General features: G+C 67.0%; 23 protein-coding genes and 1 pseudogene. 14 read left to right on the forward strand and 10 right to left on the reverse strand.

Translation table 11 applies throughout. From position 1 onward, the window contains the following. Positions 1-98 precede the first annotated feature (98 nt). From JHN45_RS11335 to JHN45_RS11350, 5 genes are all read left to right on the forward strand, one after another. Positions 99-1,382: a DUF3631 domain-containing protein gene (locus JHN45_RS11335; protein ID WP_201048920.1), complete on the forward strand. Its 1,284-nt coding sequence runs from the start codon at positions 99-101 to the stop codon at positions 1,380-1,382. 390 nt (positions 1,383-1,772) lie between these two features. After that, positions 1,773-1,904, forward strand: coding sequence for a hypothetical protein (locus JHN45_RS53975; RefSeq protein WP_268982239.1), 132 nt, complete (start codon positions 1,773-1,775; stop codon positions 1,902-1,904). Further along, positions 1,904-2,722: a DUF2637 domain-containing protein gene (locus JHN45_RS52885; protein ID WP_236583576.1), complete on the forward strand. Its 819-nt coding sequence runs from the start codon at positions 1,904-1,906 to the stop codon at positions 2,720-2,722. The genes JHN45_RS53975 and JHN45_RS52885 overlap by 1 nt, the downstream gene beginning before the upstream one ends. A 160-nt stretch (positions 2,723-2,882) precedes the next feature. Then, a complete protein-coding gene (locus tag JHN45_RS11345) occupies positions 2,883-3,536 on the forward strand; it encodes a MobC family plasmid mobilization relaxosome protein (protein WP_201048921.1) in 654 nt (217 codons plus the stop codon). Further along, entirely contained in the window at positions 3,533-5,254 is a 1,722-nt protein-coding gene (locus JHN45_RS11350) for a relaxase/mobilization nuclease domain-containing protein (protein ID WP_201048922.1), read from the forward strand. Before JHN45_RS11345 ends, JHN45_RS11350 begins: the two co-directional genes overlap by 4 nt. Before the next feature lie 184 nt (positions 5,255-5,438). Here JHN45_RS11350 and JHN45_RS11355 read toward each other — a convergent pair whose 3' ends face one another. The 3 genes from JHN45_RS11355 to JHN45_RS11365 form a co-directional block, all read right to left on the reverse strand. Further along, complete coding sequence (locus JHN45_RS11355) at positions 5,439-6,137, reverse strand: hypothetical protein (protein WP_201048923.1); 699 nt, start codon at positions 6,135-6,137, stop codon at positions 5,439-5,441. A 103-nt stretch (positions 6,138-6,240) separates the two neighbouring features. Further along, positions 6,241-6,684: a hypothetical protein gene (locus tag JHN45_RS11360; protein WP_236583577.1), complete on the reverse strand. Its 444-nt coding sequence runs from the start codon at positions 6,682-6,684 to the stop codon at positions 6,241-6,243. A 122-nt stretch (positions 6,685-6,806) separates the two neighbouring features. After that, a complete protein-coding gene (locus tag JHN45_RS11365; RefSeq protein ID WP_236583582.1) occupies positions 6,807-7,493 on the reverse strand; it encodes a DUF317 domain-containing protein in 687 nt (228 codons plus the stop codon). Positions 7,494-7,838: 345 nt separating this feature from the next. Here JHN45_RS11365 and JHN45_RS11370 point away from each other — a divergent pair, with 345 nt between their 5' ends. Next, positions 7,839-8,642, forward strand: coding sequence for a phosphotransferase enzyme family protein (locus JHN45_RS11370; RefSeq protein WP_236583578.1), 804 nt, complete (start codon positions 7,839-7,841; stop codon positions 8,640-8,642). On the opposite strand, the gene JHN45_RS11375 is transcribed toward JHN45_RS11370, so the two are convergent. Both JHN45_RS11375 and JHN45_RS11380 read right to left on the reverse strand, forming a co-directional pair. Further along, entirely contained in the window at positions 8,639-9,985 is a 1,347-nt protein-coding gene (locus JHN45_RS11375; RefSeq protein WP_236583579.1) for a hypothetical protein, read from the reverse strand. The genes JHN45_RS11370 and JHN45_RS11375 overlap by 4 nt on opposite strands. 353 nt (positions 9,986-10,338) lie before the next feature. Beyond that, a complete protein-coding gene (locus JHN45_RS11380; RefSeq protein ID WP_201048927.1) occupies positions 10,339-10,491 on the reverse strand; it encodes a hypothetical protein in 153 nt (50 codons plus the stop codon). Positions 10,492-10,581: 90 nt separating this feature from the next. Here JHN45_RS11380 and JHN45_RS11385 point away from each other — a divergent pair, with 90 nt between their 5' ends. From JHN45_RS11385 to JHN45_RS11395, 3 genes are read left to right on the forward strand one after another with little or no spacing between them, the layout of a single operon-like run. After that, positions 10,582-11,694, forward strand: coding sequence for a hypothetical protein (locus JHN45_RS11385; protein ID WP_201048928.1), 1,113 nt, complete (start codon positions 10,582-10,584; stop codon positions 11,692-11,694). Between the two features lie 42 nt (positions 11,695-11,736). Next, complete coding sequence (locus tag JHN45_RS11390) at positions 11,737-12,435, forward strand: bifunctional 2-polyprenyl-6-hydroxyphenol methylase/3-demethylubiquinol 3-O-methyltransferase UbiG (RefSeq protein WP_201048929.1); 699 nt, start codon at positions 11,737-11,739, stop codon at positions 12,433-12,435. Further along, entirely contained in the window at positions 12,432-13,355 is a 924-nt protein-coding gene (locus JHN45_RS11395) for a glycosyltransferase family A protein (RefSeq protein WP_201048930.1), read from the forward strand. The genes JHN45_RS11390 and JHN45_RS11395 overlap by 4 nt, the downstream gene beginning before the upstream one ends. 59 nt (positions 13,356-13,414) lie before the next feature. Here the strand turns inward: JHN45_RS11395 and JHN45_RS11400 are convergent, their stop codons facing one another. Beyond that, complete coding sequence (locus JHN45_RS11400; protein WP_201048931.1) at positions 13,415-16,045, reverse strand: valine--tRNA ligase; 2,631 nt, start codon at positions 16,043-16,045, stop codon at positions 13,415-13,417. 264 nt (positions 16,046-16,309) lie between these two features. Here JHN45_RS11400 and JHN45_RS11405 point away from each other — a divergent pair, with 264 nt between their 5' ends. From JHN45_RS11405 to JHN45_RS11415, 3 genes are all read left to right on the forward strand, one after another. Then, a complete protein-coding gene (locus tag JHN45_RS11405; RefSeq protein ID WP_201048932.1) occupies positions 16,310-16,939 on the forward strand; it encodes a hypothetical protein in 630 nt (209 codons plus the stop codon). Positions 16,940-17,205: 266 nt separating this feature from the next. Continuing rightward, a complete protein-coding gene (locus tag JHN45_RS11410; RefSeq protein ID WP_201048933.1) occupies positions 17,206-17,592 on the forward strand; it encodes a hypothetical protein in 387 nt (128 codons plus the stop codon). Between the two features lie 87 nt (positions 17,593-17,679). Further along, the gene (locus JHN45_RS11415) at positions 17,680-18,111 is read left to right on the forward strand and encodes a hypothetical protein (RefSeq protein ID WP_201048934.1); all 432 of its coding nucleotides are present in this window, start codon (positions 17,680-17,682) and stop codon (positions 18,109-18,111) included. Positions 18,112-18,202: 91 nt separating this feature from the next. On the opposite strand, the gene JHN45_RS11420 is transcribed toward JHN45_RS11415, so the two are convergent. Beyond that, the gene (locus tag JHN45_RS11420; RefSeq protein ID WP_307783078.1) at positions 18,203-18,901 is read right to left on the reverse strand and encodes a restriction endonuclease; all 699 of its coding nucleotides are present in this window, start codon (positions 18,899-18,901) and stop codon (positions 18,203-18,205) included. Positions 18,902-19,136: 235 nt separating this feature from the next. Here JHN45_RS11420 and JHN45_RS11425 point away from each other — a divergent pair, with 235 nt between their 5' ends. Beyond that, positions 19,137-19,418: a hypothetical protein gene (locus tag JHN45_RS11425; RefSeq protein WP_236583580.1), complete on the forward strand. Its 282-nt coding sequence runs from the start codon at positions 19,137-19,139 to the stop codon at positions 19,416-19,418. Positions 19,419-19,623: 205 nt separating this feature from the next. Here JHN45_RS11425 and JHN45_RS11430 read toward each other — a convergent pair whose 3' ends face one another. Together JHN45_RS11430 and JHN45_RS11435 are read right to left on the reverse strand one after the other, a co-directional pair. Further along, positions 19,624-20,745, reverse strand: coding sequence for a BsuBI/PstI family type II restriction endonuclease (locus tag JHN45_RS11430; protein ID WP_201048935.1), 1,122 nt, complete (start codon positions 20,743-20,745; stop codon positions 19,624-19,626). Further along, positions 20,742-22,478, reverse strand: a complete 1,737-nt coding sequence (locus JHN45_RS11435; protein ID WP_201048936.1) for an Eco57I restriction-modification methylase domain-containing protein — start codon at positions 22,476-22,478, stop codon at positions 20,742-20,744. Before JHN45_RS11435 ends, JHN45_RS11430 begins: the two co-directional genes overlap by 4 nt. Positions 22,479-23,931: 1,453 nt before the next feature. Between JHN45_RS11435 and JHN45_RS11440 the strand changes: the two are divergent. Then, positions 23,932-24,150: pseudogene (locus JHN45_RS11440) on the forward strand (tyrosine-type recombinase/integrase); the annotation flags it as partial. A 179-nt stretch (positions 24,151-24,329) separates the two neighbouring features. Here the strand turns inward: JHN45_RS11440 and JHN45_RS11445 are convergent. Beyond that, positions 24,330-24,710, reverse strand: a complete 381-nt coding sequence (locus tag JHN45_RS11445; protein ID WP_201048937.1) for a hypothetical protein — start codon at positions 24,708-24,710, stop codon at positions 24,330-24,332. Position 24,711 lies beyond the last annotated feature (1 nt).

Below are 24,711 nucleotides of genomic sequence, written 5' to 3' on the forward strand. Positions count from 1 at the left end.
ACGCCGGAGGCTCAGCACACTCCACTGCCCGCATTCCAACGAACGACCTGCGTGAGTCGGGCCTGCATGCCCGACGTCACCGGATAAGGAGCTTGCCTGTGCAACCTACGACACCCGAGCCCTATTCCGCACCCGGCAAAGCGGTATGGCCGACGGTCGCGGTGCCCGGCCGGCCCGGTTCCGCGCCTGAAGCCGCCCTGGCGGCCGATGAGCGGGCGCCGGATACGGTTCCAGCGGATCAGCCTGTCGAGGAGGCGGTGCCGGACCCGGAGCCGACGTACGGCTCCGAGCTGCTGAACGAACTGCGTTCGCAGATAGCCCAGTTCGTGATCCTGCCCTCCCAGCAGGCGCTGGACGCGGTCACGCTGTGGGTGGCGGCCACGCACCTGCAGCCCGCGTGGCAGCACGCCCCGCGCCTGGCGGTGGTCGGGCCGGCGAAGCGGTGCGGCAAGTCACGGCTCCTGGACGTGCTGACTGAGACGGTCCACGAGCCGATGCTCACCATCAACACCACGCCGGCGGCAATCTTCCGCTCCATCACCGACGAACCGCCCACCCTGCTGGTGGACGAGGCCGACACCATCTTCGGCACGCCGAAGCAGGCGGAGAAGAACGAGGAGATGCGCGGCCTGCTCAACGCCGGCCACCAGCGCAACCGGTACGTCACCCGCGTCGTCGGCAACGACCACACCCCGCACCGGTTCGCCACCTTCGCCATGGCTGCCCTCGCGGGGATCGGCGACCTGCCGGACACGATCATGGACCGGTCCGTGGTGATCCGCATGCGCCGCCGGGCCGAGGGCGAGAGCGTCAAGCCCTTCCGCTCCCGCCGCGACACTCCCGCCCTCCACGACCTGCGCGACCGCATCGCCGCATGGATACGGCCGCTGCTGGACGAGGCAGCCGACCTGGAACCGGCCATGCCGGTGGAGGACCGCGCTGCCGACACCTGGGAGCCCCTGGTGATCGTCGCCGACCTTGCCGCCGGGCCCTGGCCCCGCCTCGCCCGCGCGGCATGCGCGCAGATGGTCGCGGCCGAAGCGGCGGCCGAGGAGGACCACCCGAGCTCAGCGCGGATCCTGGCCGACATCCGCCGGGTCTTCGTCGCCCAGCGCGAGGTCGACAGCCTCTCCACGGACGAACTCCTCCACCACCTGCGCCAGGACCTGGAAGGCCCGTGGGCGGAGTGGGGGCGCAACGGGCTGAGCCCGCGTGAGCTCGGCTCGCTGCTGCGCGACTTCGACATCCGGCCCGGCAACGTCCGCCTCGCCGACGGCACCCAGCGCAAGGGCTACACGCGCAACAAGTTCCTCGACGCGTGGCGCCGCTACTGCCCGACCGTCCACCCGGTCGGCACCGGCCCCGCTCGCAGCGAGGGCTGAGCCCCCGCCCCCGGTTGCCGTCCTTGCCGTCCCTGCCGTAATCCCGCAGGTCAAACGGCATACGGGCAAGACGGCAACCGGGGCCAGGACGGCAACACGATCATGACCGTCGTTGCTGCCCGCCGGGACGCCACCCGCTTCCGTCTTGTGCCGTCCTGGGCGTCCTCGCCGTATCACCGCAGGTCACAGCGCATGCGACCGGGACGCCAAGACGGATCCGATCCGTCCACGGCCACCGAACCGCAGCCCTCACCGCCCGTGCGTGCCTCAAAGGCGCGACGGCACCGCCAAGACGGAACGTCGCGCCCCCTGCCGTACCGGCCCTGACCTGCGCTTGCAACGGCCAAGACGGCAAAGACGGACCACGCCACCACCCCAGGAGAACCCCGCTTGACCACCCTCGCCATCCCCACCCATCGCGCCACCTCCCACCTGGCGACCGGCTGGGATCGCGCCGCGATCCTCCCCCTCGGCACCGCCGCCTGCACCCTGATCCACGCCGCGCTCACGGGCGGCAAGTGATGACCAAGCAAGCTGCCGAGCGCTACGCACTCGGCGCGGCGGGAGTCGTCATAATCGCCCTCACCGCCGGCGGGTTCTGGCTCTCGTACGCACACCTCGCCGAGGTCGCCGGACAGCACGGGCTGGGGAACTCCCCGGTCCGCCAGTGGGCCTGGCCCGCGACCCTGGACGCGTTCATCATCGCGGGCGAGCTGCTGATGCTCCGCGCGGGACTGCGCCGGGTCACCGACGGATGGGCCATCGCCCTCACGGCCACCGGTTCGGTCGGCTCCATCGCACTCAACGTGGCCGGCGTCAGCGGCACGGGCAACGCGAGCACCGTGCCCCTCCTCGACTACGTGGTCGCCGCAGTTCCCCCGACCGCCGCACTGCTGGCCTTCGGGGTCCTGATGAGGCAGATCCACCAACTCGTCGCCGACCCAACCGACGCCACCGAACGCCACAACGGTCTCCCGGAGCCAGCCGGTCTCGACGTGGCGGACGGTCAGGCCGACGTGGCGCGAGGTTCTGCCGATGCGGCGCAGGGCGCCGCCACTGTGCCGGAATCCGCGCAGTCTTCCGCCGAGCCGGAGGACCAGAAGCCCAGCACTGTGTCCGATGAGTACCTCGCGATCGCCCGCACCGCGCCACTGGGACGCGGAGACCGTGCCTCGCGCCGCCACATCGAAGCGATGATCCGTGGCAAGGGCCTCCCCATCGGCAGGGCCGACGCGGAAAAGCTCAAGGACGTCCTGCAGGCCGAACTCGATGAGGCCGCATCTCAGCGGCAGGACGACCTCGACAAAACCGCCGCTGGCGCTCCCATCGCTCCGGCGTAACTCGCATCGCTCGTCCCCGCGCAGGTCAGCGCGGGGACGAGCGACCGCCCCGCAATGAGTCAACCCGACATCGCCGCTCCACCCGTCCTTGCCCTGACAGGTATGGGACGAGCTCGTCCGGTCGCTGACCGGCCATCAACACCCCACGGAGAACCGCCCCATGACCAACCAGCACCACGAATCCCCAACGCACCAGCAGGAGATGACCACCACCCCAGCCCCAGACGCGTCAGCAAGGTATCCCGCTGGACCGTCCAGGGACGGCCGCAACGGGGAAGCCTCCGCCCCGGGGGTGGCGGAGGACCTCGGGCACCAGGGGGCACCCGAGGGGGAACAGTCCGCCGACACCGCCGCCGCCCAGCTGCCGCGTGCCGCCGAAGCCGCCGCGCTGCACCGTGTCGCCCGCCGCCGTAAGCCCGACCCGAACGGCCAGCGCAAAGAGCGTGTCGATGCCCGCTACAGCGTCGACGAGAAGGTCGACATCCTGCGCATGGCCCGGTCGCTGAACATCGCCGGCGCCCACTACGTCGGCGCCGTCGTCATGGCCCACGTCCACGGCGACCTCGCCCTGCCCGGCCAGCGCACCCCGCTCGACGACTACATCGACGAGCTGACCGCCCTGCGTGGCGAGGTCGCCAAGATCGGCCACAACATCAACCAGATCGCCAAGAAGCTGAACTCCGGTGGTCATCCACAGCCTGGGGATACCGCCCTCCTGGCCCAGGCCGAGCAGACCCTGACCGCGGTCGGCGCCAGCGTTCGCCACATCGCGGCAGCCGCGAACCAGGCCGTCACCACAAAGGCGGTCCGATGATCGCGAAGATCAGCAACGGCAAAGATATCGCCGGATTGATCAGGTACCTGTTCGACACGAAGAAGGCCAGGGACCACACCGATCCCCACTCGGTCGCCTCCTGGGACGGCTTCGCCCCCGACCCCGGCCGCACCGACGACTTCGACGCCACCAAGAAGCTCCTCGTGGCCGACCTCAACCTGCACGTCAAGCAGGCCCGGCGACTGGGCCGCGCCCCCGAGAAGTACGTGTGGCACTGCTCGATCCGCGCTGCCGAGAGTGACCGCCTTCTCAGCGACGAGGAGTGGGCCGACATCGCCCGCCGGGTGGTGGCGGCCCCGGGCATCGCGCCGGACGGTGACCCGGACGGCTGCCGGTGGGTCGCCGTCCGCCACGCCCCCGACCACATCCACATCGCCGCCACCAAGGTCCGCGGCGACCTGAGCACCGCCCGGCACTGGAACGACTACCTCACCGCCGACCGTGAACTCGCCGCCATCGAAAAGCAATACGGCCTCTTTCGAGTCGTACGCGGTGACCGCACCGCCGCCAAGCGGCCCACTCGCGCTGAGCAGGAGAAGGCTCGCCGCTCCGGCCACGAGAAGCCCGCTCGTGAACGCCTGCGCGCCACCGTGCGGACCGCCGTGGCCGCTGCTTCCAGCGTGGAGGAGTTCGTCCACCTGCTGAGCCACATCGACGGTGTGCTTGTCGAGGTCGTGTATTTCCCCTCGGGTGATGTGCGCGGTTACAAGGTCGCCAGCGAAGACACCACCACCGCCGACCACGAGCCCGTCTGGTTCTCCGGCTACGAACTCTCCCCGGACCTCTCCTTCCCCAAGATCCAAAAGCGTCTGGAAAACATCGACCCGCAGCCCGCTGGGCAGCCGGGCCGGCGCAGGCCCAACCCTTGGCGTCAGGCCACCGCCGCCACCGAACGCATCCCCCACCACCTCGACCAGACCGACGACGAAGCCTCCCAGGCCCACCTCGCCGCCTTCGGTGAAGCCCTCGACGCCCTCCCGCTCCTCGCATCCCAGGCCCTGCGGCCCCAACTCCGAGAGGCGGCAACCGCGTTCGAGCGCGCCACTCGCTCCCGCATCCGCGCCGAACACCACCACGCTCGTGCTCTGCGCGGCGCCGTACGGGCGATGGTCCGCGAGCCCGCCCCCAAGGACGGCGCCATCCTGGCGATGTTCCTCGACGCGGCGATCCTCGTGGTCATCGCCGCTGCCCGCTGGCACCAGCTCCGCCACCACGACCAGCAAGTCGCAGCGGCCCACCAGAGCCTGCTCCACCTCCAGGCCGCCTACGATCAAGCAGCCGCCGCACCACTGGCCGCTCTCGCACAGCGTCAGCCGCCCCAGCAGGCCATGGAGCGGCAGATCCGCCGCCTGCGCCAGGTCGTGCCCGAGCACGTGGAGCAGGTCATCGAAGACCCCGCTTTCGCGGCTCTCACCGTCGCCCTCGCCCAGGCGGAAGCAGCCGGACACGACCCGGAGCGGCTCCTCCAACAGGTCGCCGACCAGCGCGCCCTGGACGACGCCGACTCACCCGCACGAGTCCTGACCTGGCGCATCCAACGCCTCAGCGCAAGGTCGGCACCCAGCGCACGAGCCCGCGAAGCAGCACAGGCCCGCAGCACAACACGAGTCGGCATCGCAGCACAGCGCCCCGACGCACCAGAGCACACGGCAGCAGCCGCCCCGGCCCCGCAGCCGTCACAGGCACGGCGGCGCTGATCACGATCTCAGCTGCGGGCGGTGACGCGCGGGGAGACGCCAGAACAAGGCACCGCAGCACGAAGCCGGGCTCCCTCAACTGGGAGGCCCGGCTTCACCGCGTGGGAGGCCCTGGAACTGAGGGAATCGGCGAACACGGCGACAAAGTCATGCGCGTCGGCGCCGAACGACGCCGACAGGGTGGTCACAAGGCTGCCTCGGCCTTGTCGAGCGCCTTCTCCAGGTTGGCATCCACAAGTCCCGGCGCGCCCGAGACGAGCACAAGGACGTTGCCGATCCGGATCGCCGTCTGCTTGACGACGCTGCGCTGCCCACCGATCGAGTAGGTGAGCAGCTGGCTCCACTGCTCGTCGCCCAGGTCAGGGGCGGGCCTCACCTGCGTGCCCACTATGACGACGGTGTTGCCCGACACCACCTGATACGTGGGGCAGGAGACCATCGCATCGAAGATCTTCCCAATGCCCTTGGACAGCTTCGCCGCGGTGTCGCTGTACAGCTCCTCGGCCAGCTCGGAATTGCCGCCACCAGCGTAGGTGAAGGACGCCTTGGCCCTGCGGGGGAAGGCGAGGCTTGTGCCGGTCGCGGCGTCGCCGCCGAGCTTCTCCAGCGCCGGGCAGCCGTTCACGGTCACGTCGTCGTGGGCCGCCGCGCGCTGCGGCATGCGGGTGTAGTCCCCGCCCAGGTCGCTCTCGTCCAAGAGCAGCTTCGCCAGCGCAGTCGAAGACAACGGAGCGAGCGCCAAGGCACTCTCGCCGTCCGGGTGCACCGGGACGGTCTGGGAGGACATCGGGCCGGAGGAGGCGGCGCTGCCCTGGGAACAGCCCGCCAGGGCCAAGATAGCGAGGGCGCTGAGACCGCGGACGGTCGTGGCGTGAAGGCGCATAGGAAACCCCTTTGTGGCCTGTTGTGGCCTGCGAAACGGACGGTCTGACCAGGCCGGCCCTCCGAGCGCCGGCAGTACGACGGGGAGCGGGGGTTTCGGGAGGTCAATGGCCGAGGTGGCGCAGGCCCTCTTCGAGAGTGGGGTGGAACCGGTTGACGGGACCGGAGTTGCGGTTGAACCAGACCGCATCCAGGCCGGGCTCCCTCGTCTCGTGGCCCGCCCGGCAGCGCAGCCATATCGAGTCGTCGCGCATGCAGAAGACGATCCAGTCCCGGTACATGCCGCACTCGGGGCACGTACGGACCTCGCCGCCGACGACGAGCGGTGGCTGCCAGCGCATCATCACCCCGGCCACGTCCTGGCGCGACGGCACCCGCAGCTCCGGCGGCAGGAAGTCGGGCACAACCGCTTCCCCTGCGGCGGGGGCCTGTGGGGTCGGCTCGGGGAAGTTGGGCCACGGCTGCGTGGCCTGCAGCCGCAGGAGCAGCGCGTGGCCCGCATGCTGGGCTTCACGGAACGCGCGGTCCTCGCGAGCGCGTCGGAACAAGAACAAGGCTCTCTCCTTCTCTGTCATCTGGCGGGCGCGGGGGCACGCCTCGTCTGACCTGTTACCACTCGGGAGATCGGCGACGAGCCGCTTACGACAGCGGCTCCTCTGGGCGGGCGCCGTTAGCTGCGGCGGACCACGGTGAGCCGCCCTTCGGCGCTCGCAGGGACGGTTCGGCGGGGCACCGGAGCCGGTGAGGCGAGCGAGGCGGCGAACGCCGCCACCAGCTCATGGGGGACGCTGGCGCTGAAGCTGGCACACCACAAATAGGGGGCGCTGACGACGGGTTCCGCCCATGCCTGCCAGCCCACCAGGTCGGGGCGCGGGTCGGCGTCCTGGATGAGCGGCGGCAGCATCTCCAAGGAGACACTGCAGGAGAACCCGGGGTCCGTAGCGGTGGTGCGGGGGCGGTCCACATCGCGGATCCAGCCTCGGGCACTCAACGAGTTGAGGACCGCCTCCGACCCCTCGGAGCCAACGTCGGGCGCCTCGCGGGTGTCGATCGCCACGAGGAGATCGGCGAGCGCCTCGTACGGGACGCCGGCCGTGAAGTACGCGTTCCACGCCGGCATCGCGGAGGTGGCATCCGAGCGGGCGCTCAGCTGCCAGGCAACCGGGAGACCGCCTAGTTCGAACGGGTAGGCCGCAAGGATCCACTCGGCACCGCACAGCTCGTCCGGGCTCACGTACAACAAGGTGTTGCGGGAGGTGGGCCACATGCGCCAGCCGAGGCCGGTCAGGGTGGTCCCAACCTGCTCGGCGAGAGCGTTGTCGTCACCGGCCAAGTGGCGCGGGCTGACCCAGTACAACGGCTCCTGCGAGTCGTCGGGGAGGGATCCGCTGGGGTGATGCGGGTACAGGGGCGCCTCCGTGGGCTTCGGGGGTAGGTGCTCTGGCAGGGCGTTGTACGTTGACATGGTCTGCGGGCGGGCACCAGTCCTTTCCGGGGCTTTCCTGTCTGCCCCGAGCGAACTGGAAAGAAGCGGACACATTTACCCTCGTACGCGGGGGTGGATCACCCCCGCTCTGCCTGTTGCACAGGAGGGTCAGACGGCATGACGACGAGCGAACAAACCGCGTTCGACTCCGCATCGGCAGAGAGCATTCTGCGTAGAGCTTGCGTCCTGGCGGGGCTAGACCCCGAAGGCGTAGAAATGCTGCGACTCGGTGACCATGCGGTGTTCCGCATCGATGGCGGACGGGTCGTCTCTCGCGTCGGCCGCCACGCGGATCGTCTACCGTCCGTGCGCCGCGAGGTCGCTGTTGCGCAATGGCTCGCGGCGGAGGACTACCCGTCGGCGCGACTCGTCACAGAGGCCGAACAGCCTGTCGTCGTCGAGGGCCACCCCGTGACCTTCTGGGAAGGGCTGGCCGACGGCGAGGAATACGCCAGCACGCGTGAGATGGGCGAACTCCTGCGGCGGCTCCACGGACTGGAGCCGCCGCACGTCTCCCTGCCCGCCCTCCGTCCCTTCAACAAAGTCGAGCAGCGACTGCGGCGTGCTGTGATCCGTGCCGAGACCCGCGCGTATCTAGCCGGTCTGGCCGAGAAGCTGGCAGCCGAGTACGAGCGGCTGGAGTTCGCCCTTCCGCCGGGGCATCTGCACGGTGATTTCAACGTCGGCAATGTCCTTCATGACGCCGAAGGACACCCGAAGGTCATCGACCTGGACGGCTTCGCGACCGGCCCCCGTGAGTGGGACCTCATGCAGACGGCCATGTACTACGACAGCTTCGGCTGGCACACGGAGGCCGAGTACGCCGACTTCGTGGACGGCTACGGCTTCGACGTCCGGCAGTGGTCCGGGTACACCGTGCTCCGGAGCGTCCGCGAACTGCTGATGGTCACCTGGCTCACGCAGAACGCCGACGCGAATCCGCGCGCCGCTGAAGAAGTCGAGAAGCGTGTCGAGACGCTGCGGTCGGGTGGCTCACGGCGGGATTGGGCGCCGTTCTAAGCGGCTTCGGCTTGCTGCCAGAGGCGGAAGGCCCGGGCCTGTTCCGCGAAGTCGCGGAACTCCGCGGCCCGTCTCATGTGGTTCGTGACGCGCCCTTGGAACTCCCGCACGTACTGCACGCAGCGCGCCGACTTCAGCCCCTCGCCGAGGCTCAGAGCACCCACGGCGATCTCGAAACCGCGGCCGATCTCACCTTGGTTGAGGTACGCCTCGGCCTGCACCATCGTTGCGAAGAAGTCGCTTCGGTTGTTCATGCCGTCGCCGAAGATGGAGCCCGCACCCCGCTCTGCGGCTTCGACGGAGCGTCCCAGGTCGCGGAAGCAGTGGCCGATCTCCGCCGCCAGTTCCACCTCGTCGAAGTACGCGATGTAGGGCGGGTCGCTGTCGGCTGTCCTTTGACTGAGCTTGCGTTCGGCCTCCGCCAGGGCCAGGTCACAGCCTCGCTCGTCGCCAAGGCGAGCCAGACCCCGCGCCTCCATCGCACGGAACTGCGCGGCCATCGTCGGCCCCAGGCTCGCGGCCGGCCCCATGTATGCGGCACGGGCAAGGGTTACAGCGTCCTGGTACCGCCCCATGAACGTTGCCTGATGGCTCATCGCCGACAGGACGCTTCCGCCCAGGAGCCTGTCACCAGCCGTCTGCGTCATGCGCAGGGCCTGGATGAAGTACCGCTGCGCGATGCCGTGCAGGCCGCTGTCGTACGACATCCATCCGGCGAGCAAGAGCGCTTCGGCCACAGCCGAGTGCAGCTGCTTGCCCACGTCGTCGGAGTACTGCCCGTCGAGCATGGGCCGGACGTCCGTGTGCAGGTACTGGATGAGCGCGCGTCGGGCGTGGCCGCCGCCGAACTTCCCGTCAAGTGTGCTGAACGCGTCGGCGGTTGAGCGCACCATTTCCACGTCCACGGCGCCAATCGCCTGGCCACCGGTCCGCGTCGGCGCTGCGTCCGGCGGGACGACGAGCCAGCGCAGAGTGGCGGTGTTCCAGGCTGCGGAGTCCGGCTGCGCTCGGACCAGCGGCTCGGCCTCGGCAAGGTCGGCACGCCAGAGGTCGGTCACGGTCTTGGCCGTAGCCTCGGGGTGGTCCGCGAAGTCGAGCCCGAGGTCAGGCTGTACAGCGGATATCGCCGCGTTGCCCATCCCGATGTCATCGATGGTGAGGCGGCGTCCCAGCTTGGCCCCGATGGCGTCGGCGATGAGCTGCGGCATGTTCCCGCGCGGTATGGAGCCCTTGAGCCACCGGGTGACGTACGTGTGATCGCAGGTGACGTCTTCCCGTGATCGAGCCGCTGCGACGACTACCGCGCGGGCGAGCGACTTGTGCGAGAAGTCCGCTTCCTGCATGAGCGCGGCCAGTCTGGCGTTCCGGTCTGCCATCGGACCCCCAGAGAACGGCCGTAGTGCCAGCTTGACGCACGGTCACTCTACGCAGGTCAGCCCCAGGGTGCAGGAGGTTCGCACGCAGGAGTGCACGAGTGCACCCCCAAGTGCACGCTCCCGAAGTCGCCTTCGCACGACGAGAGTTGAATTCGTCGCCGCAGGGCAGGTCGGCGGTTCCGGGTCGAATTCCATGGGTTGACGGCACGGAAAGTATTCACGCATTTCCTCCAATGCCATACGGGCCTTTGGTGGCGTGCGCCTAAAACCAGCCAATCAGCCATTCCTTCTAGGCTCCTTGGAAAGGTGGTCCCGTGATATCAGCTCACCACCTCATCGTGATCGGTTTCGATGAGATCGTCGCCAACAAGTACCTTCCGTGCATTCGCGATGCCATCAAGTCTGGCCACATCGACTCCTATTCCATCATCGACCTGGAGTCGCAGCGGACGGAAATCGACCGACGCATACACGCAGCGAGCGTGAAGCCGCGAGGAGTCGTTTACCTGTCGGATTCCGGCGACCGAGTGCGCGAGACGCCGCAGGAAGTCATCGCAACCGCCGTGCAACGCCTGCGAGTACCCGGCGTACCGACGAAGGTGTACATCGCCACAGAGGTGCGAGCTCACGAGGCATACCTGCGGTTCTGCGTGGAGAACCACATCGACTCACTGGTCGAGAAGCCCGTGCTGGCTCCCATCATCGACGGTCGGTTCAAGCCGTCGTACATCACGAAGACCATGCAGGAACTCATCGGTGTTGCTGCCGACTCCCCTGCGGAGCATTCGGTGATGACGCTGAGCCGGTACCACCAGATCTACAACCAGAAGGTAGTTGCCTCGCTGAGGGATCGGATGGAGAGGTGGGAGGCGCCCCTGACTTCATTCCATCTCCGGGCCGCGGGCGGCGTGTGGAATCTCCAGCGGGAGTTCGAGAGCCGCGATGATCACCCGTACAAGTACGGCTACGGGATGATGATGCACGGCGCGTACCACTACGTGGATCTCGCTACCCAGATCCTGTCACTCAACGCGGAGCTCTTCCCTGAGCGCCAACTCCGGTTGGAAGTAAGTGCCTTCGGCGCCTTCCCCATCGACCAGCACCAGCGCCTCTCCCAGCCGATCGCCCGCAGCTTCCAGGACGCCGGCGCGCGGTGGTCGGCGGACTCGGATGAGGGCTTCCGTTTCGGCGAGACCGATGTGACCTCCACGTTCCGCCTCGTAGACGCCGCGACGGGGAGGACCGTCTCGCTCGGGACCTTGTCCTTCGAGCAGACCACCCCCTCCATCCGCGACTGGGCGGAGCTCCCGGATGGCCTCTACAACGTCAACGGCCGCACGTCGAGCGTCGACCTGGAGGCCCAGCTGTCGACGCTGTTCTCCACCCACGTCCACTGCTACGACATCCCCCGCGGCATCAGCGCGGACGGGATCGACGCGTTCGCCCGGGTGATCACACGCGCCAACGCCGCGCTGCTGCCCGACGAGCAGTACGTGTCGGAGGAGTCGTTCGACGGGCTGTTCCACAGCGACAGCAACCGTCAGCTCATGGAGCACTGGCTTCGCGGTTCCGAGCAGCGCAGCTCCCTCGCGAGCCACCTGCGGCCCATGCAGGTCACCGAGGCGCTCGCCTCGTCGGTGCTCGCTCCTGGACGCCTGTTCACGGTGCCTTTCTAGGTGCCAGCTGCTCCAGACCTTCCAGGCATAGAGGAGTCATCCATGAATCTGTCAGTTTCGAAGGCATCCGTGCATGCCTTCTACGCGGACGCGATCCCGCGCGGCCGGAACACCGCAGAGAACCTCCAGGCCGTCACCTCGGAGCGGTTCAACACCCTCCTGGAATCCATCGGAGACGAGACCCCACGTACCGCACTGGATCTGGGATACGGGGCCGGCACTTACACCATCGCCTTAGCGCGTGCAGGATTCCGCGTCGTAGCCGTCGATCAGATCGCCAGCGACTCGCTTCTCCACCGCGTCGACGGCGCAGCAGATTGGGCCCGCCTGATCGACCCACGGGAATGTCTCGCCGAGAACTTCGCCATCGATGAGGACTTCGGGGTCATCGTCGCCAAGGACGTCCTGCATTACCTCGCGAGCCACGACGTCGAGTCCCTCCTCACCAGCGCGGTCGCTCACGCGCGCGGGGCGAACTACCACTACCTCGAAGTCTTCACGGGGATCACCCGCAGGTCCGCGGACGGCCAACTGCTGCGTATCGAGGGGGAGGCCGACTATTCCCCGGACTCCTTCCGACACGTCGTCGAGCGGATCTACGACGGCTGGGACCTCACGCTGCTCTGGTCCGAGCACGCGGAACAGGACCGCCGAACCGGGAGGAACTGCTTCGAGGCGACCAGGGCCACCGTCATCGCCGCCAACCGGGCAGCCCGATCAGAGACAGGAGGAATGCCGTGAAGTCGAGCACGCCCGAGGGGATCAGCTTCGTCATCCCCTGCTTCAACTCGGGGGGCTACCTCGTGGAAGCCGTCGAGTCCCTGATCCAGCAGCCCCACACGTTCTCGTACGAAGTCGTGATCGTGGATGACGGCTCCGACGACCAGCCCACGCTTCGTGCCATCGCGCTGTGCGCCGAGCGTGCCGAGGTCCGTATCGTCCGCCAAGAGCACAGCGGACACCACGCCGCCAGGAACGCCGGCATCAACGCCGCGTCCTTCGAGTACGTGATGCAACTCGACGCCGACGATCGGCTCGCCACGGATCCTGAGCTGCTGAAGGCCGGCAGCTACCCGGACCGAGCCGTCAAGCTCCTCAAGACGCACCAGCACGTGGCCTTCGTCCACACCATGTCGCGGATGATCGGCGACTTCGACGGGCTCACCATCTCCTCCTACCCGTGCCGCGAGGAGCTGGTCCTGCGCAAGCACCACGTGCCCACGTCGATCGTCTACCGTCGCGAAGACGCCATCCACGGCGGTCTCTACGACCCCCACGTACGGAAATGGGGAGACTGGGCCTTCGCCGTGAACCTCCTCGCCGGACGATTCCGCAGAGGCGAGGCCAACCACATCGTGTGCATCGCCGGCCCGCTGCACGAATACCGGGTCCACTCGCGCACACGACGGGTCTCCAACGTCGAGATCTCCGAGTTCGACATGACCCTGCTGGTGGTGGAGAAGAACCTCGACCTCTTCCGGCACCACTTCAACCGCGACGACACGGCCGAGGACATCACGCGCCTTGTCCTCGCCTCCAAACCGTCCCGGCTCGTCGACCTGATCCGGATGGCCGAGTTCGACCTCGAACAGGCCCTCGTGGTCGCCCGCCAGCGGCAGTTCTCCCTGTCGAGCCCATTCGAGGCCCTCGGCATCCCGTAGCCACGCCCGCTCTATGAAGGAAGCCCCGGACGTGTATCCGGGGCTTCCTGGTCTGGCTACTAGGCAGGCGGCAGGTTGTTGATCTGGTTCTGCAGCCGGACGATGTCCTCTTCGGCCTTCGTCAGACGGGTCCGAATCTTCTCGACCACGTTGTCCGGCGCCTTCGCCAAGAACGCCTCGTTGCCGAGCTTGGCCTCCGCTTGGGCCTTCTCCTTCTCCGCCGCAGCCAAGTCCTTGGCCAGCCGCTTGCGCTCGGCCGCGACGTCGATCGTGCCGGACAGGTCGAGGGCGACCGTGGCGCCGGCGACCGGGAGGGTCGCCGTGGCGCTGAAGCCGTCACCCTCCGGCTGGAGCCGGAGCAGCTGACGGATGGCGGCCTCATGGGCAGCGAGCTGCGTACCCGACAGGTCCAAGCGCGCCGGGACCTTCTGACCGGGCTGCAGACCCTGGTCCGAACGGAAGCGGCGAACCTCGGTGATCACCCGCTGGAGGCTCTCGATCTCCGCCTCGGCCGCGGCATCGCGGAACCCACTGTCCGCCGGCCAGTCGGCGATCACAACGGACTCACGGCCGGTGAGCGTGGTCCACAGCGTCTCCGTCACGAACGGAACGATGGGATGCAGCAGGCGCAGCGTCACGTCCAGGACCTCGCCCAGGACGCGAGCCGAGACCTTGGCCGCGTCGCCGCCGGCCATGAACGTCGTCTTGGACAGCTCGACGTACCAGTCGAAGACCTCGTCCCATGCGAAGTGGTAGAGGGCATCGGCGAGCTTCGCGAACTGGTAGTCGTCGTAGTACGCGTCCGCCTCGGCCACGACGGTGTTCAGCCGGGACAGGATCCAGCGGTCCGTGGCCGAGAGCCGCTCGGCCGGGGGCAGCTCGCCCTCGACCGTGGCACCGTTCATCAGCGCGAAGCGGGTCGCGTTCCAGATCTTGTTGGCGAAGTTCCGGGACGCCTGAACCCAGTCCTCGCCGATCGGCACGTCGGTACCGGGGTTGGCACCCCGCGCGAGCGTGAACCGCAGCGCGTCGGAGCCGTACTTGTCCATCCAGTCCAGCGGATTGACCGTGTTGCCGAACGACTTCGACATCTTCTTGCCGTGCTCGTCACGGACCATGCCGTGGAACGCGATGGTGCGGAAGGGGATCTCGCCGTCCATCGCGTACAGGCCGAACATCATCATCCGGGCGACCCAGAAGAACATCAGGTCGTACCCGGTGACCATGGCCGAGTTCGGATAGAACTTGGCCAGGTCCGCGGTCTTCTCGGGCCAGCCCAGAGTGGAGAAGGGCCACAGGCCGGACGAGAACCAGGTGTCGAGGACGTCGGTGTCCTGCTCCCAGCCCTCCCCGCTCGGCGGCTGCTCGTCGGGGCCGACGCACACGGTCTCGCCGTTCGGGCCGTGCCAGACGGGGATGCGGTGGCCCCACCACAACTGCCGTGAGATGCACCAGTCGTTGAGGTTGTCGACCCAGTCGAAGTACCGCTGAGACAGGTCGGCGGGGTGGATGTCCACCCGGCCGTCGCGGACCGCATCCCCCGCGGCCTTGGTGAGGGTCTCGACCTTCACCCACCACTGCAAGGACAGTCGCGGTTCCAGCGTCGTCTTGCAACGCGAGCAGTGGCCCACCGAGTGGACGTACGGCCGCTTCTCCGCGACGATCCGGCCGTCGGCGCGCAGTGCGGCGACGATCGCGGAACGCGCCTCGAAGCGGTCAAGCCCTTCGAAGGGCCCGTGGACCGTGATGACACCGCGCTCGTCCATGACGGTCAGCGACTCCAGGCCGTGGCGCTGGCCGATGGCGAAGTCGTTGGGGTCGTGGGCCGGGGTCACCTTGACCGCGCCGGTGCCGAACTCGGGGTCGACGTGGGTGTCCGCGACGACGGGGATGGTGCGGTCCGTGAGCGGGAGCTTGATGCGCGTGCCGATGAGGTGCTTGTAGCGCTCGTCGTCGGGATGAACGGCCACGGCGGTGTCACCGAGCATGGTCTCTGCACGCGTGGTCGCGACGACGATCGTGTCGTCCCCCTCGCCGTACTTCATGGAGACGAGCTCACCGTCGTCGTCCTGGTAGTCGACCTCGATGTCCGAGATCGCGGTGAGACAGCGAGGACACCAGTTGATGATGCGCTCGGCGCGGTAGATCAGACCGTCGTCGAACATCTTCTTGAAGACGGTCTGGACGGCACGGGACAGCCCCTCGTCCATGGTGAACCGGTCACGGCTCCACGCGACGCCGTTACCCAGACGCCGCATCTGGCCGGCGATCTGACCACCGGACTCGGCCTTCCACTGCCAGACCCGCTCGACGAACGCCTCACGGCCCAGGTCGTGGCGGGACTTGCCCTCCTTGGCCAGCTCCCGCTCGACGACGTTCTGGGTGGCGATACCGGCGTGGTCCATGCCGGGCTGCCACAGCGTCTCGTAGCCCTGCATGCGCTTGCGGCGGGTGAGGGCGTCGATCAGCGTGTGCTCGAAGGCGTGGCCCAGGTGGAGCGAGCCCGTGACGTTCGGCGGCGGGATGACGATGGTGTACGCGGGCTTGTCGCTCTTCGCGTCGGCCTCGAAGTAACCGCGCTCTACCCAGCGCTCGTACAGCGGCCCCTCTACCTCGGCCGGCGCATATTGGGTCGGCAGTTCGGGGGCGCTGTTCGGCCCGCTGTCGGGGCGCTGAGTGTTGTCGGTCACGACGGCCATTCTAGGGCCGTGGCACTCCTTGCCTCGCCTGACTTTTGCGCGCACACCGTGCCATGGTTAGGACAGAGAAGTGGCCGCACGGAGGAGTCCAAGTGTGACCAAGAACGCTCCCGTGCGACCGGTTTCTAGCCTACCCCTCCGCCCCGACGGAACCGCAATTCGCCGAGCCGTTCCAGGCGCCCGACGACGTCGCCCTCACGAGTGACTCGAAGAAATAGGTCGTGGGAGGTGCCGTGCTGTCGGCACTCTGGCGCGATGCTGTTGAAGCTCACCGGGTCCAGTTGCTCGGGTAAGACGACCTTGGCCTACGCGGCGGCTGCACGGATCGGGAAGATCGCCGTGCACGACTTCGACGAGCTCGGTGTACCGGAGGGCGCCGACCGGCACTGGCGCCACCGCATGACCGAGATGTGGGTGCGCCGCGCGTTGGAGTACCAGGACCGCGGCATCGATCTTCTGCTCTCTGGGCAGTCCCCCTTGGGAGAAGTACTGGCCGCGCCCTCCGCCCCGCTACTGGACGGCATCGCCGTGTGCCTGGTCGATGTCGATGATCCGGCCCGGCGTGCTCGCCTCGCCGAGCGTGACGCCGGGCGGTGGGACCCCCAAGCGATTGACGCCTTCCTCGGCTGGGCTGCATGGCACCGCGAGCACGCCCTCGACCCGTCTCACCGGCCCGACGTCATCATCGACGACGGCTGGCCCAAGATGGTCTGGCACCGCTGGACCGGGTGGAATGCCGCTGATCCCCGATGGCGGACCCATCTACTCGACACCACGGACCGACCAGTCACGGAATCCGTGGACCATGTTGAGCATTGGATCAACGAGCAGCTTTACGCACTCCAGGCCAGCCGACTCCCCCTGCGCCGCGGTTGGGCTTCATGATCTGCCCGAACAGTTCAGTCCGGCGACCTGGACCGCGCAGGCGCGGAGTTCCGCCTGTACTTCCTCGCTTTGCCCAGCACGATCGCTGACCCAGTGAAGCCAGAAACGGTCCTCCTCGGGCAGAAGACCCGTCCTGTTGACGATGCGTCACCTTCAACGGCGTTAGTCGCACAGTCGGATGGGATTCCGCCTAGGTTCGCATCTCCCCTGCCAAGGCGGAGTTACTCCGCGTGACACAGCCCTTGATCGAAAGGCAGAGGTACGCCGTGACGTTTCAGTCCAAGTGGTCGCAGGAGAAGCGTGCTGAACTGGCGGATCTCGTGATCGCCGAGACCAAGACCGTGGCGGAGGTGAGCATCGAGTACGAGGTCTCACGCAAGACCGTGAACAGTTGGGTGCAACGGCGTAAGCGACAGCTCGGCATTCCGGGATCTCCCATGGGTGGAGACCGCACGCTCCACCCTGCCGCCCTGCGTCGCGTCGCCAAGGAGAAACAGGGGCGGGTCGCGGCCGAACGGCGCGCGGAGTCCTACCGAAGCGAGCTGGAGGACACCAAGACCCAGCTTGAGCGGCTGGTGGAAACACTCCAGGGGATGCAGGTCACCTTGGAGTACTACATGGGACAGAGGCCACCCGGCAGAGTCGCCGCCTAGTAATTCCTGACAAGCGCTTCCCACATGGGCATCCACCGTCACGACGGCAACCACATCGCGGCAGAACTCGAGATCCTTTGCAAAGGCATGGGATTCCCCGTCGCGGACACGGACGACCGCACTCGGGCCGTCGGCGTGCTGATCTCGTCAGCCGGGACGAGGGCCGCGTCACTGGAGTGGTTCGTCTCCATCACCGCGCGCTCAGCCTCAGCCCGTGAACAGACCGAAGGACTGGCCGACGGACGAGCCGGCCTCCTGCACCGCAGTACACGCGCCTACGTACATCACGCACTCACCGGCGTCCTCCAGGAACTGGGGTACTCGGTAGCCCACACCACCTCCGGCCTGCGTATCGAGGGCCTACCCGGCGCCTCAGCCGGAGCGGAGACCGCCAGCACCCTCGCGGACTTCCTCCGCGTGGGCCTGGACAGCATCGACGGGGCACGCGACCGCAAAAAACCCAGCGAAGACGACGAGGACGGCGACGACGGCCTGGCCGGCGTACCCGCCCGCGTGTAACCGCGTCGCCGTGAACGAGCGAGTCGGCACAACCTGAGCTCGCGCTGCGAACGTCCTGCAAGATCCGGCCTCGCGCTTCCCGTGAGGCCGGTTACTTGCCGTACGCCCGCTTCCAACGTGCCCGGTGCCGGGAGTCGCCCTGCCCTTGGCCGTTCACCTCACTCAGGGACAGCAACGAGGCACCGTTGTTCCACAGCCCGAGGTGGTCCCGGTGCACGGCGAGGATTCCGTGCTGCAGCGCGAACTTCTCGGAGGGGCGGCTGAACCGCGTGGTCGTGACGAACACGGCCAGATCAGCTGCGAAGTGCACCTTGGCGCCCAGCAGATCTCGCAGTTCCCGGCTCGCGATCGTGCTGCTCGGCGCGTAGCGCTTGCACTGGATCACCACGCTCCGCCCATCCGGGAGGCGGCCGAGGACGTCAGCGCCGTTGTCGTTCGCACCGCCCACCCGCCGGACGTCGGCGCACCCGTCGCGTCGGCAGAGGGCTGCGACCAGTTCTTCGAACTCGGTGCCGGTCATCGCGTCCACCTCGGCGAGTGTCCGATGGCCAGCCTTCACCGCGTCTTCGTGCCGCCACAGACTGTCCCGGCCGCGCACGAGCCGGTCCGTACGCCACAGCCACCAGCCCGCCGCTCCGGCGCCGCCGACGATCAATGTCCCAGTGACGTACGGCCACACGACCGACCAGAACACCACCAGCAGGACCAGCAGGAGGCTGCCGCCGACCGCCACCGACTTCAGCTGCACTCGCCGCCTGCGAGCAGCCGCACCCCGTCCACGCCTGGCCACGATCGAAGCCCTCCCCCACAGGTCCGTGTACGGAAGTCTGAGCAGCCTGAGGCAGCGGGAGAAGGGCGCGAGTCGGCCATGGCCGGATCCAATAGCCAAGAGGGGCGGCGTGGACCCAGTGACGTGAAGGACACAACTGCCTTGCGCGTCAACGGCAGCGGCCTCTGTCGTTCTTTTCGGTGGTCACCGCGCTGATCGACTCCGTAGAGGCCAACTGCACCACGACACTCGCCGGGTGGCCGACACAACATCGCACGAACCGGGCGCCCCCGGCCCGTCCCCGGGCAAGAAACCCAAGCGGGCAGGGAGGACCCCGGCCGGCACGGGCCGCGTACGGTTCTCGCTCGTGCGTTGGGTGCTCGCGCCTCGAACGACGTGGCAGGCTCGCCACCTGGCGGCCGAATTTGGGCCAGGCATGGACGCCGACACCGCCTGGGTGATGGCGCGGCTGGCGCGGCATCCGGAGGAGCGCGTATACGCGATGCGGCACTTGAACGGCGAGGAGAACGCCGACTGACTCCTGCACGAGGTCTCGTCCATCCCCGTCCGATGTCGTCCGAAACCCACACCATCTCCTGCTCCACCGCAGGTCAGAACGCGGCTCCCTCCCTTCGTCAAACACCTGGGAAGTGTCGGCGTCTTCGATCACGCCTGGCGGGCATGTGGAGGGGATTTGGCTGGTGCGGGTCTGGAACAGAGGGAGCGGCTGCCAGGCCGTCCGGTCATGCAGCTGTCGAGTCGGGACCGTCAGGCAGGCCGTCCCACGTCAGCACCATGTCGGGCTCATCGAGGTACCAGGAGTAAGAGTGGCTGGCGAGTTTCGGCAGCGCGACCTTCGCCGGTCCATACCCTCGGCCCTCGAACGCCGTGAGAAATCGGCACTTCTCGGCTGAGAGGCCACCCTTTGATGCCCATTCGGTAAAATCTTTCTTGCGTGATTCTGTGATCGGGCCGTCAGTCGCCACGGCCTCAATGAACCAGAAGTGCCCGCGCTCCTTGGCCAGATCCACGATAAGGCAGTCAGGAAGCAGTTTAGCGGCATCAAGCGGCATCTTGATCTTCTTCAGGAAAGCAATATCCTCGGGCCGTGCCTTTTCTTCGGACTGGGAAATGAAGAGGACCCTTGGTTCCAGCATTACACGGGGGCAAAATTTCTCAATTACGCCCTTCAGGATCCAACTGCTCTCGCCTGTCGACAGCTGCCTTTCCGTTTCGTCCGGAAGGCGAACCGACACCCCTACCTCGCCCTTGGCCTTTCTGCGCACCTCATCGACTCGGGAGAGCGCAACCGGATCAAAAGCCTTGTCTTGCCATGCCTTAATGGCCTCACTCAGCTCCTCGCCTACCAGTCCGGGGTCGAGGAGTTTCGCAAATTCCGGGTCCAAGGTATAGCGGGGCTTCGGGGAAGTGGTCTTCACGCTTTCGTCGACCCGAAGCACGCCGTGATCTGTCCAGGATCGCAACGTCTGGTCACGGAGTGGCTCCCGCGTGTGCTGTGCATACCAGGTTTCGCCGCGCTCGAATCCCATGCTCTGGCAGAATTTCAAGACCGCTTTTTCGCTACGCAATGCGGCGGAGTAGTATCCAGTCCTGACGGGTTCCTCGCGGTGTGTGGCGAGGGAATCGCCCATCCAGTAAGCGGTAGACGGTCGAATGGGATTTACGTCACCGACTGCGCCGACATACATCATGGTGAAGGCCAGCGCACCAGCTCCTGGATTGGCCGAGTCCGTAGTCCCCGTAACCGCAGGAGGCAAAATGACGGCCAGCCGCGCTTGGTACTCATCGCGATCTGCCAACAGGGCAGGCAAATGGGGCGAATCGTTTAGGTCTGTTTGCGTCACGCTTCCAGACCATATACGGCGTTGATCGCTGCTGGAAGTTCGTCATCCGCCAGACTTGCCCACGACCGAAGCGTCTTGGGGCCCGGAAGGGGCAGGGCCGCAAGCTCGTACGCCGAGACCGCAACGGAGCCGGTGAGGCAGCGGTACAGGCGATCAAGAGCATCTGAGTCCAGCAAGGCCGTCAGGAGCCGAGGGGTGAGGAGCCCGTCCGACGCGGGGTTGGTCAGGACGTTGACGTGATTCTCAACGGACACCCGACCGCCCCAGCGTGCCAGCGTCGGTGAATCCAGCGCTGCAGCCAGAAGGCGTCGAGGCTGCTCCGGTGCAGTGGTTCGCTGCACGAGGACGGCAGGTCGGGCCAGGACGAGAACGCGCTCATCGCCCCCAGTGAGGTGCAAGTAACGGAGCTTGTCCCGATTGGGGTCCTGATGCAATTGCCCGCCATCCAGGTCGCCAGCCCAAATGATCTTTACCGACACGCGCGAGGGCTTGGCAGACAGCTGCTCCTTGCGGCGGTTCCACACCAACGGACCGGTCGAAACGGACCAGCCATAGTCGGCGAGACGCTTCGGCATCTTCCGCGCAGCCCTGACCAGGGGAAGGTCTTCCGCTTGGCGGGGGAGGAGCCATGGGCGATCTGGGGACGCCGGCAGGCGGCCCTTGCCCGTCTCCTCGCGGGTTAGCTGGCCATTTATGGTCAGACGCTCACACGCCACGGCCTGTGGGGCACGGCCCTTGCGGAAGGTGGCGAGCACCGTTTCCTGGAGGACCCCCGTGGAGAACACCCCAGAACGGTCAGTCACATGCGCAAGCCGTGTCAACGGGGTCGCATCTGCAAGGTAGGCGCGCAGCCGCTGAAAGTAAGAGCCCCCGAGCCATCCGGCTGGGACCAATGCAGCCGCAACTCCGCCGTCGGCGAGGTGTTCTGCGACAGAGGCCATGAAGAGTCCGTAGCGGTTCGCGTGCCCAAACACCACGTGCTGCCAGCGCTCACGCTCAGCTTCCGAGAGCCGGACCCGACCGTACGGCGGATTTAGGACGGCAATCGCAGGAGGAGAGGGAGGCGGCGTCAGACCGTCTCCCACCTCCAGAAGAGCAGGGAGAGGACGACGCCTGGACAAGGGCACCCTGGCCCAGATCGGCAAGAGCTCGGCCGCCAGGAGGACATTCCCCAGCTGCACGGCAGCTGCGTCGAGGTCGCGACCGCCTATGGCCGATCGAACTGCAGCCAACGCCACTTCAGGCTGGGTATCTGCCTGCTCTGCCACCCATGATCGCAGGGCCGGCAGCAGCAACATGCCCGCACCGCAGGCCGGATCCCAGACAAGTCCGTTGACCCGGCGGCCAAGGGCCTCCCCTGCGTGCGCGTAGAGCGCCTCAGCCAGCAGGGCCGGCGTGTAGTGACGCCCCTCTGCCGACCGAACCGCACTATCGAGTGCAACCACGTAAGCATCGGCGAACTGCTCCGGCGAGGCGTCGAAGAGATCCTCACGGGGGGCAACGGAGGCCAGTCCCAGCCAATCGAACCCTGGCGGAAGCGCCATCTCATCCTCAAACCCCAGCGTCTGGGAGGAGGTCACCTCTGCCTCGGCGGCGCGACGTCGCCACCAGTGGGGAACAGCCGCGAGCACGGCCAGCGCCTGTGCCGAGAGATCAGCCGTGTCGCGGGCTGCCAAGAAGCCGCGCTGCGCGCGATTCGCCCTGGCGACTGTCACCACTCCGGCTTCGAGCACCGAGGGCCCCTTTCCCGTCTTGCCGTGCTTCCGCTGACTAGCAGCGCGTGTCTTGCCTTGCGAGGATTTCACAGGACCGCTCGCGGATCTCAGCTCCCACACCTTTCTCCGAGGGCTTCTGGGGAGAGACAGCCGAGCGCCACCTCGACCATGCCTCTCACCTGGCCTTTTACCAAGACCAGTACGTTGCCATGGTTGGCGTGGCGGTTCCAGTCCAGATGGACGATTTACCGTCTGCCGTGGGCGAATCTGCCCACTCGGGGTGAAGATGACAGAAAGTGCGAAAAGATGCTTTCTCTGCATCGACTCAGCCGAGAGCGCCCGAATGCCAAGTGCGGCGGGTGTCGTGCTGGAGCTTACGGTCCTACGTGTGCCCTGCAGCCCCAGGCGTGGACTCCCGGCGGTGCATGTCGCCGTCATGCGTGAGCACTGCGTGAGCGGACGGGGTAGCACAAGCCGGACCGGGGCATCATGCGGTGCTCGGTCACACCTCTCTGACCTGGGGAAACAGGATTCGGAGGCAGTGCCCGGCACCCGCCATCACAATCCTTCAGGCCCTCGTAATGCGTAGGTCTCGGGTTCGAATCCCGAAGGCGGCTCTGAGGGACCCCAGGACTCACTCGCCGTGACCTGGGGTTTCTTGTTTTGGTTGGCCTTGGAATCCGGGCCAATCGGGCACCTGCGAGCTACGCATCGCAATGCGCAGGTCTGAGATCGACTGTCGGTGGCCGTCTCGATCCACAGGGCTTTGACCTGGTCTTTTGTTCCGTCTTGCCGGTCGGTTCGGGTCTGCCGGGTTCGGCGTGGTGGCCGTATGGTGGCCAAGTGTGCAGCGATCGCGCAAACGGGTCCCGATCCGCCGTGCGGTCACAGGCGTGCTCGTGGCCGCAAGGTTGTCCTATCCGGACAGTCCCACGGTCAATGCGCTCCGCCTCAGGCGCGATCGACAACCTGCTCGTAGCTCGGCTCCTGCGTCTTCGGCAGTTTGCGTTTAACCGCCTCGGCTCGGGGTTCGACGGCGGCGCTACAGTGCAGAACCGGTGCTGGGGTGGACGCGACGGTTCACCGACCCGGCATGGTCACGAACCGGCCGCGGTTTCGCTCACGGCACAAGCCGCTCTTGGTGGCTACGCTGGCGGCTGGCCGTGGGCGACGGGTGTTCACCGAGGTGACTTGACGGGGAGGCTCCTGCGGACTTGCACGCTCGCACTTTCTGGCACTGCGGCCGATCGGAATCCAGGCCCGCAGCTTGGCCCGGGGGTCTTCCCCCGTGAAGGTGGGCACGCGGTTATTGATCACGCGGCGAGCGTGAGTTTAACGGTGTGGTGTCGGCGTTCGTATTCGTTGGGGCTGAGGTGGCCGTTGGCGGAGTGCCGGCGGCGGGTGTTGTAGCGGGTCAGCCAGGCGAAGACGGTCCTGCGGCAGGTGGCGGCGTCACCGTAGTCGTGGGCGCCCGATCGAGCCCGCCACGTTCACCCGGCACTTCAACGCCCTGCTCCGCGAGGCCCACCTGCGGCCGATCCGGTTTCACGACCTGAGGCACTCGACCGCGACACTCCTGCTGGAGCAAGGCATCGAGCTCGTCGTCATCAAGGAACTCCTTGGCCATGCCCACATCGGCGGCCAAACCCCCTACGAACGCCTCAGGCAGAAGACCACGACCCAGGCGTAATCGAAGATCGTCAGTTGCACACCACCCCGGCCGGATAGCCCCGCAGAAGGATCCGACGAACGCTTCGTGTAGCCCCCGTCCGCTGACGCTGCCGTCAACTACTGCCGTCAGGCGCTACAGCACCCCACGAGAAACACAATCCGGCGGGGTGCCGTGTGAGGCAATCACGCATCGAGATACTACGCGGGATCGGCCCTGGATTCATCTTCGGGAGAGGGGCCAATACCTACGCATCCAACCACTTTGAGTGGCTGTGGATCGAGAAAGAGCCGGAATAGGTATCCGCCCCGTTTGCGATCATCAACGGAAGCCAAGAGGAGGCCCCGCTCGCCCCTCTCAGCAAGATCGGCAAGACACTCCACTGCCCCAATAATCGACTTTCCGCGCCGCTGAGAACTTCCCAACCTCCCTCGAAGAATACCGCGAAGCATCGACGCCGACTGAGGCTTGAGCCAGATCTCGAAAGGTGCACCGGAAATCAATGCGCTTTTCACTTGGCCAGCAATACCGGAATCGGAATCGAATGCGGCGAGCAGTTCACTTGCGGATACTTCATCCATG

The sequence above is a fragment of the Streptomyces sp. MBT53 genome, assembly GCF_016654115.1.
In the GTDB taxonomy this organism is placed as follows: Bacteria; Actinomycetota; Actinomycetes; order Streptomycetales; family Streptomycetaceae; genus Streptomyces.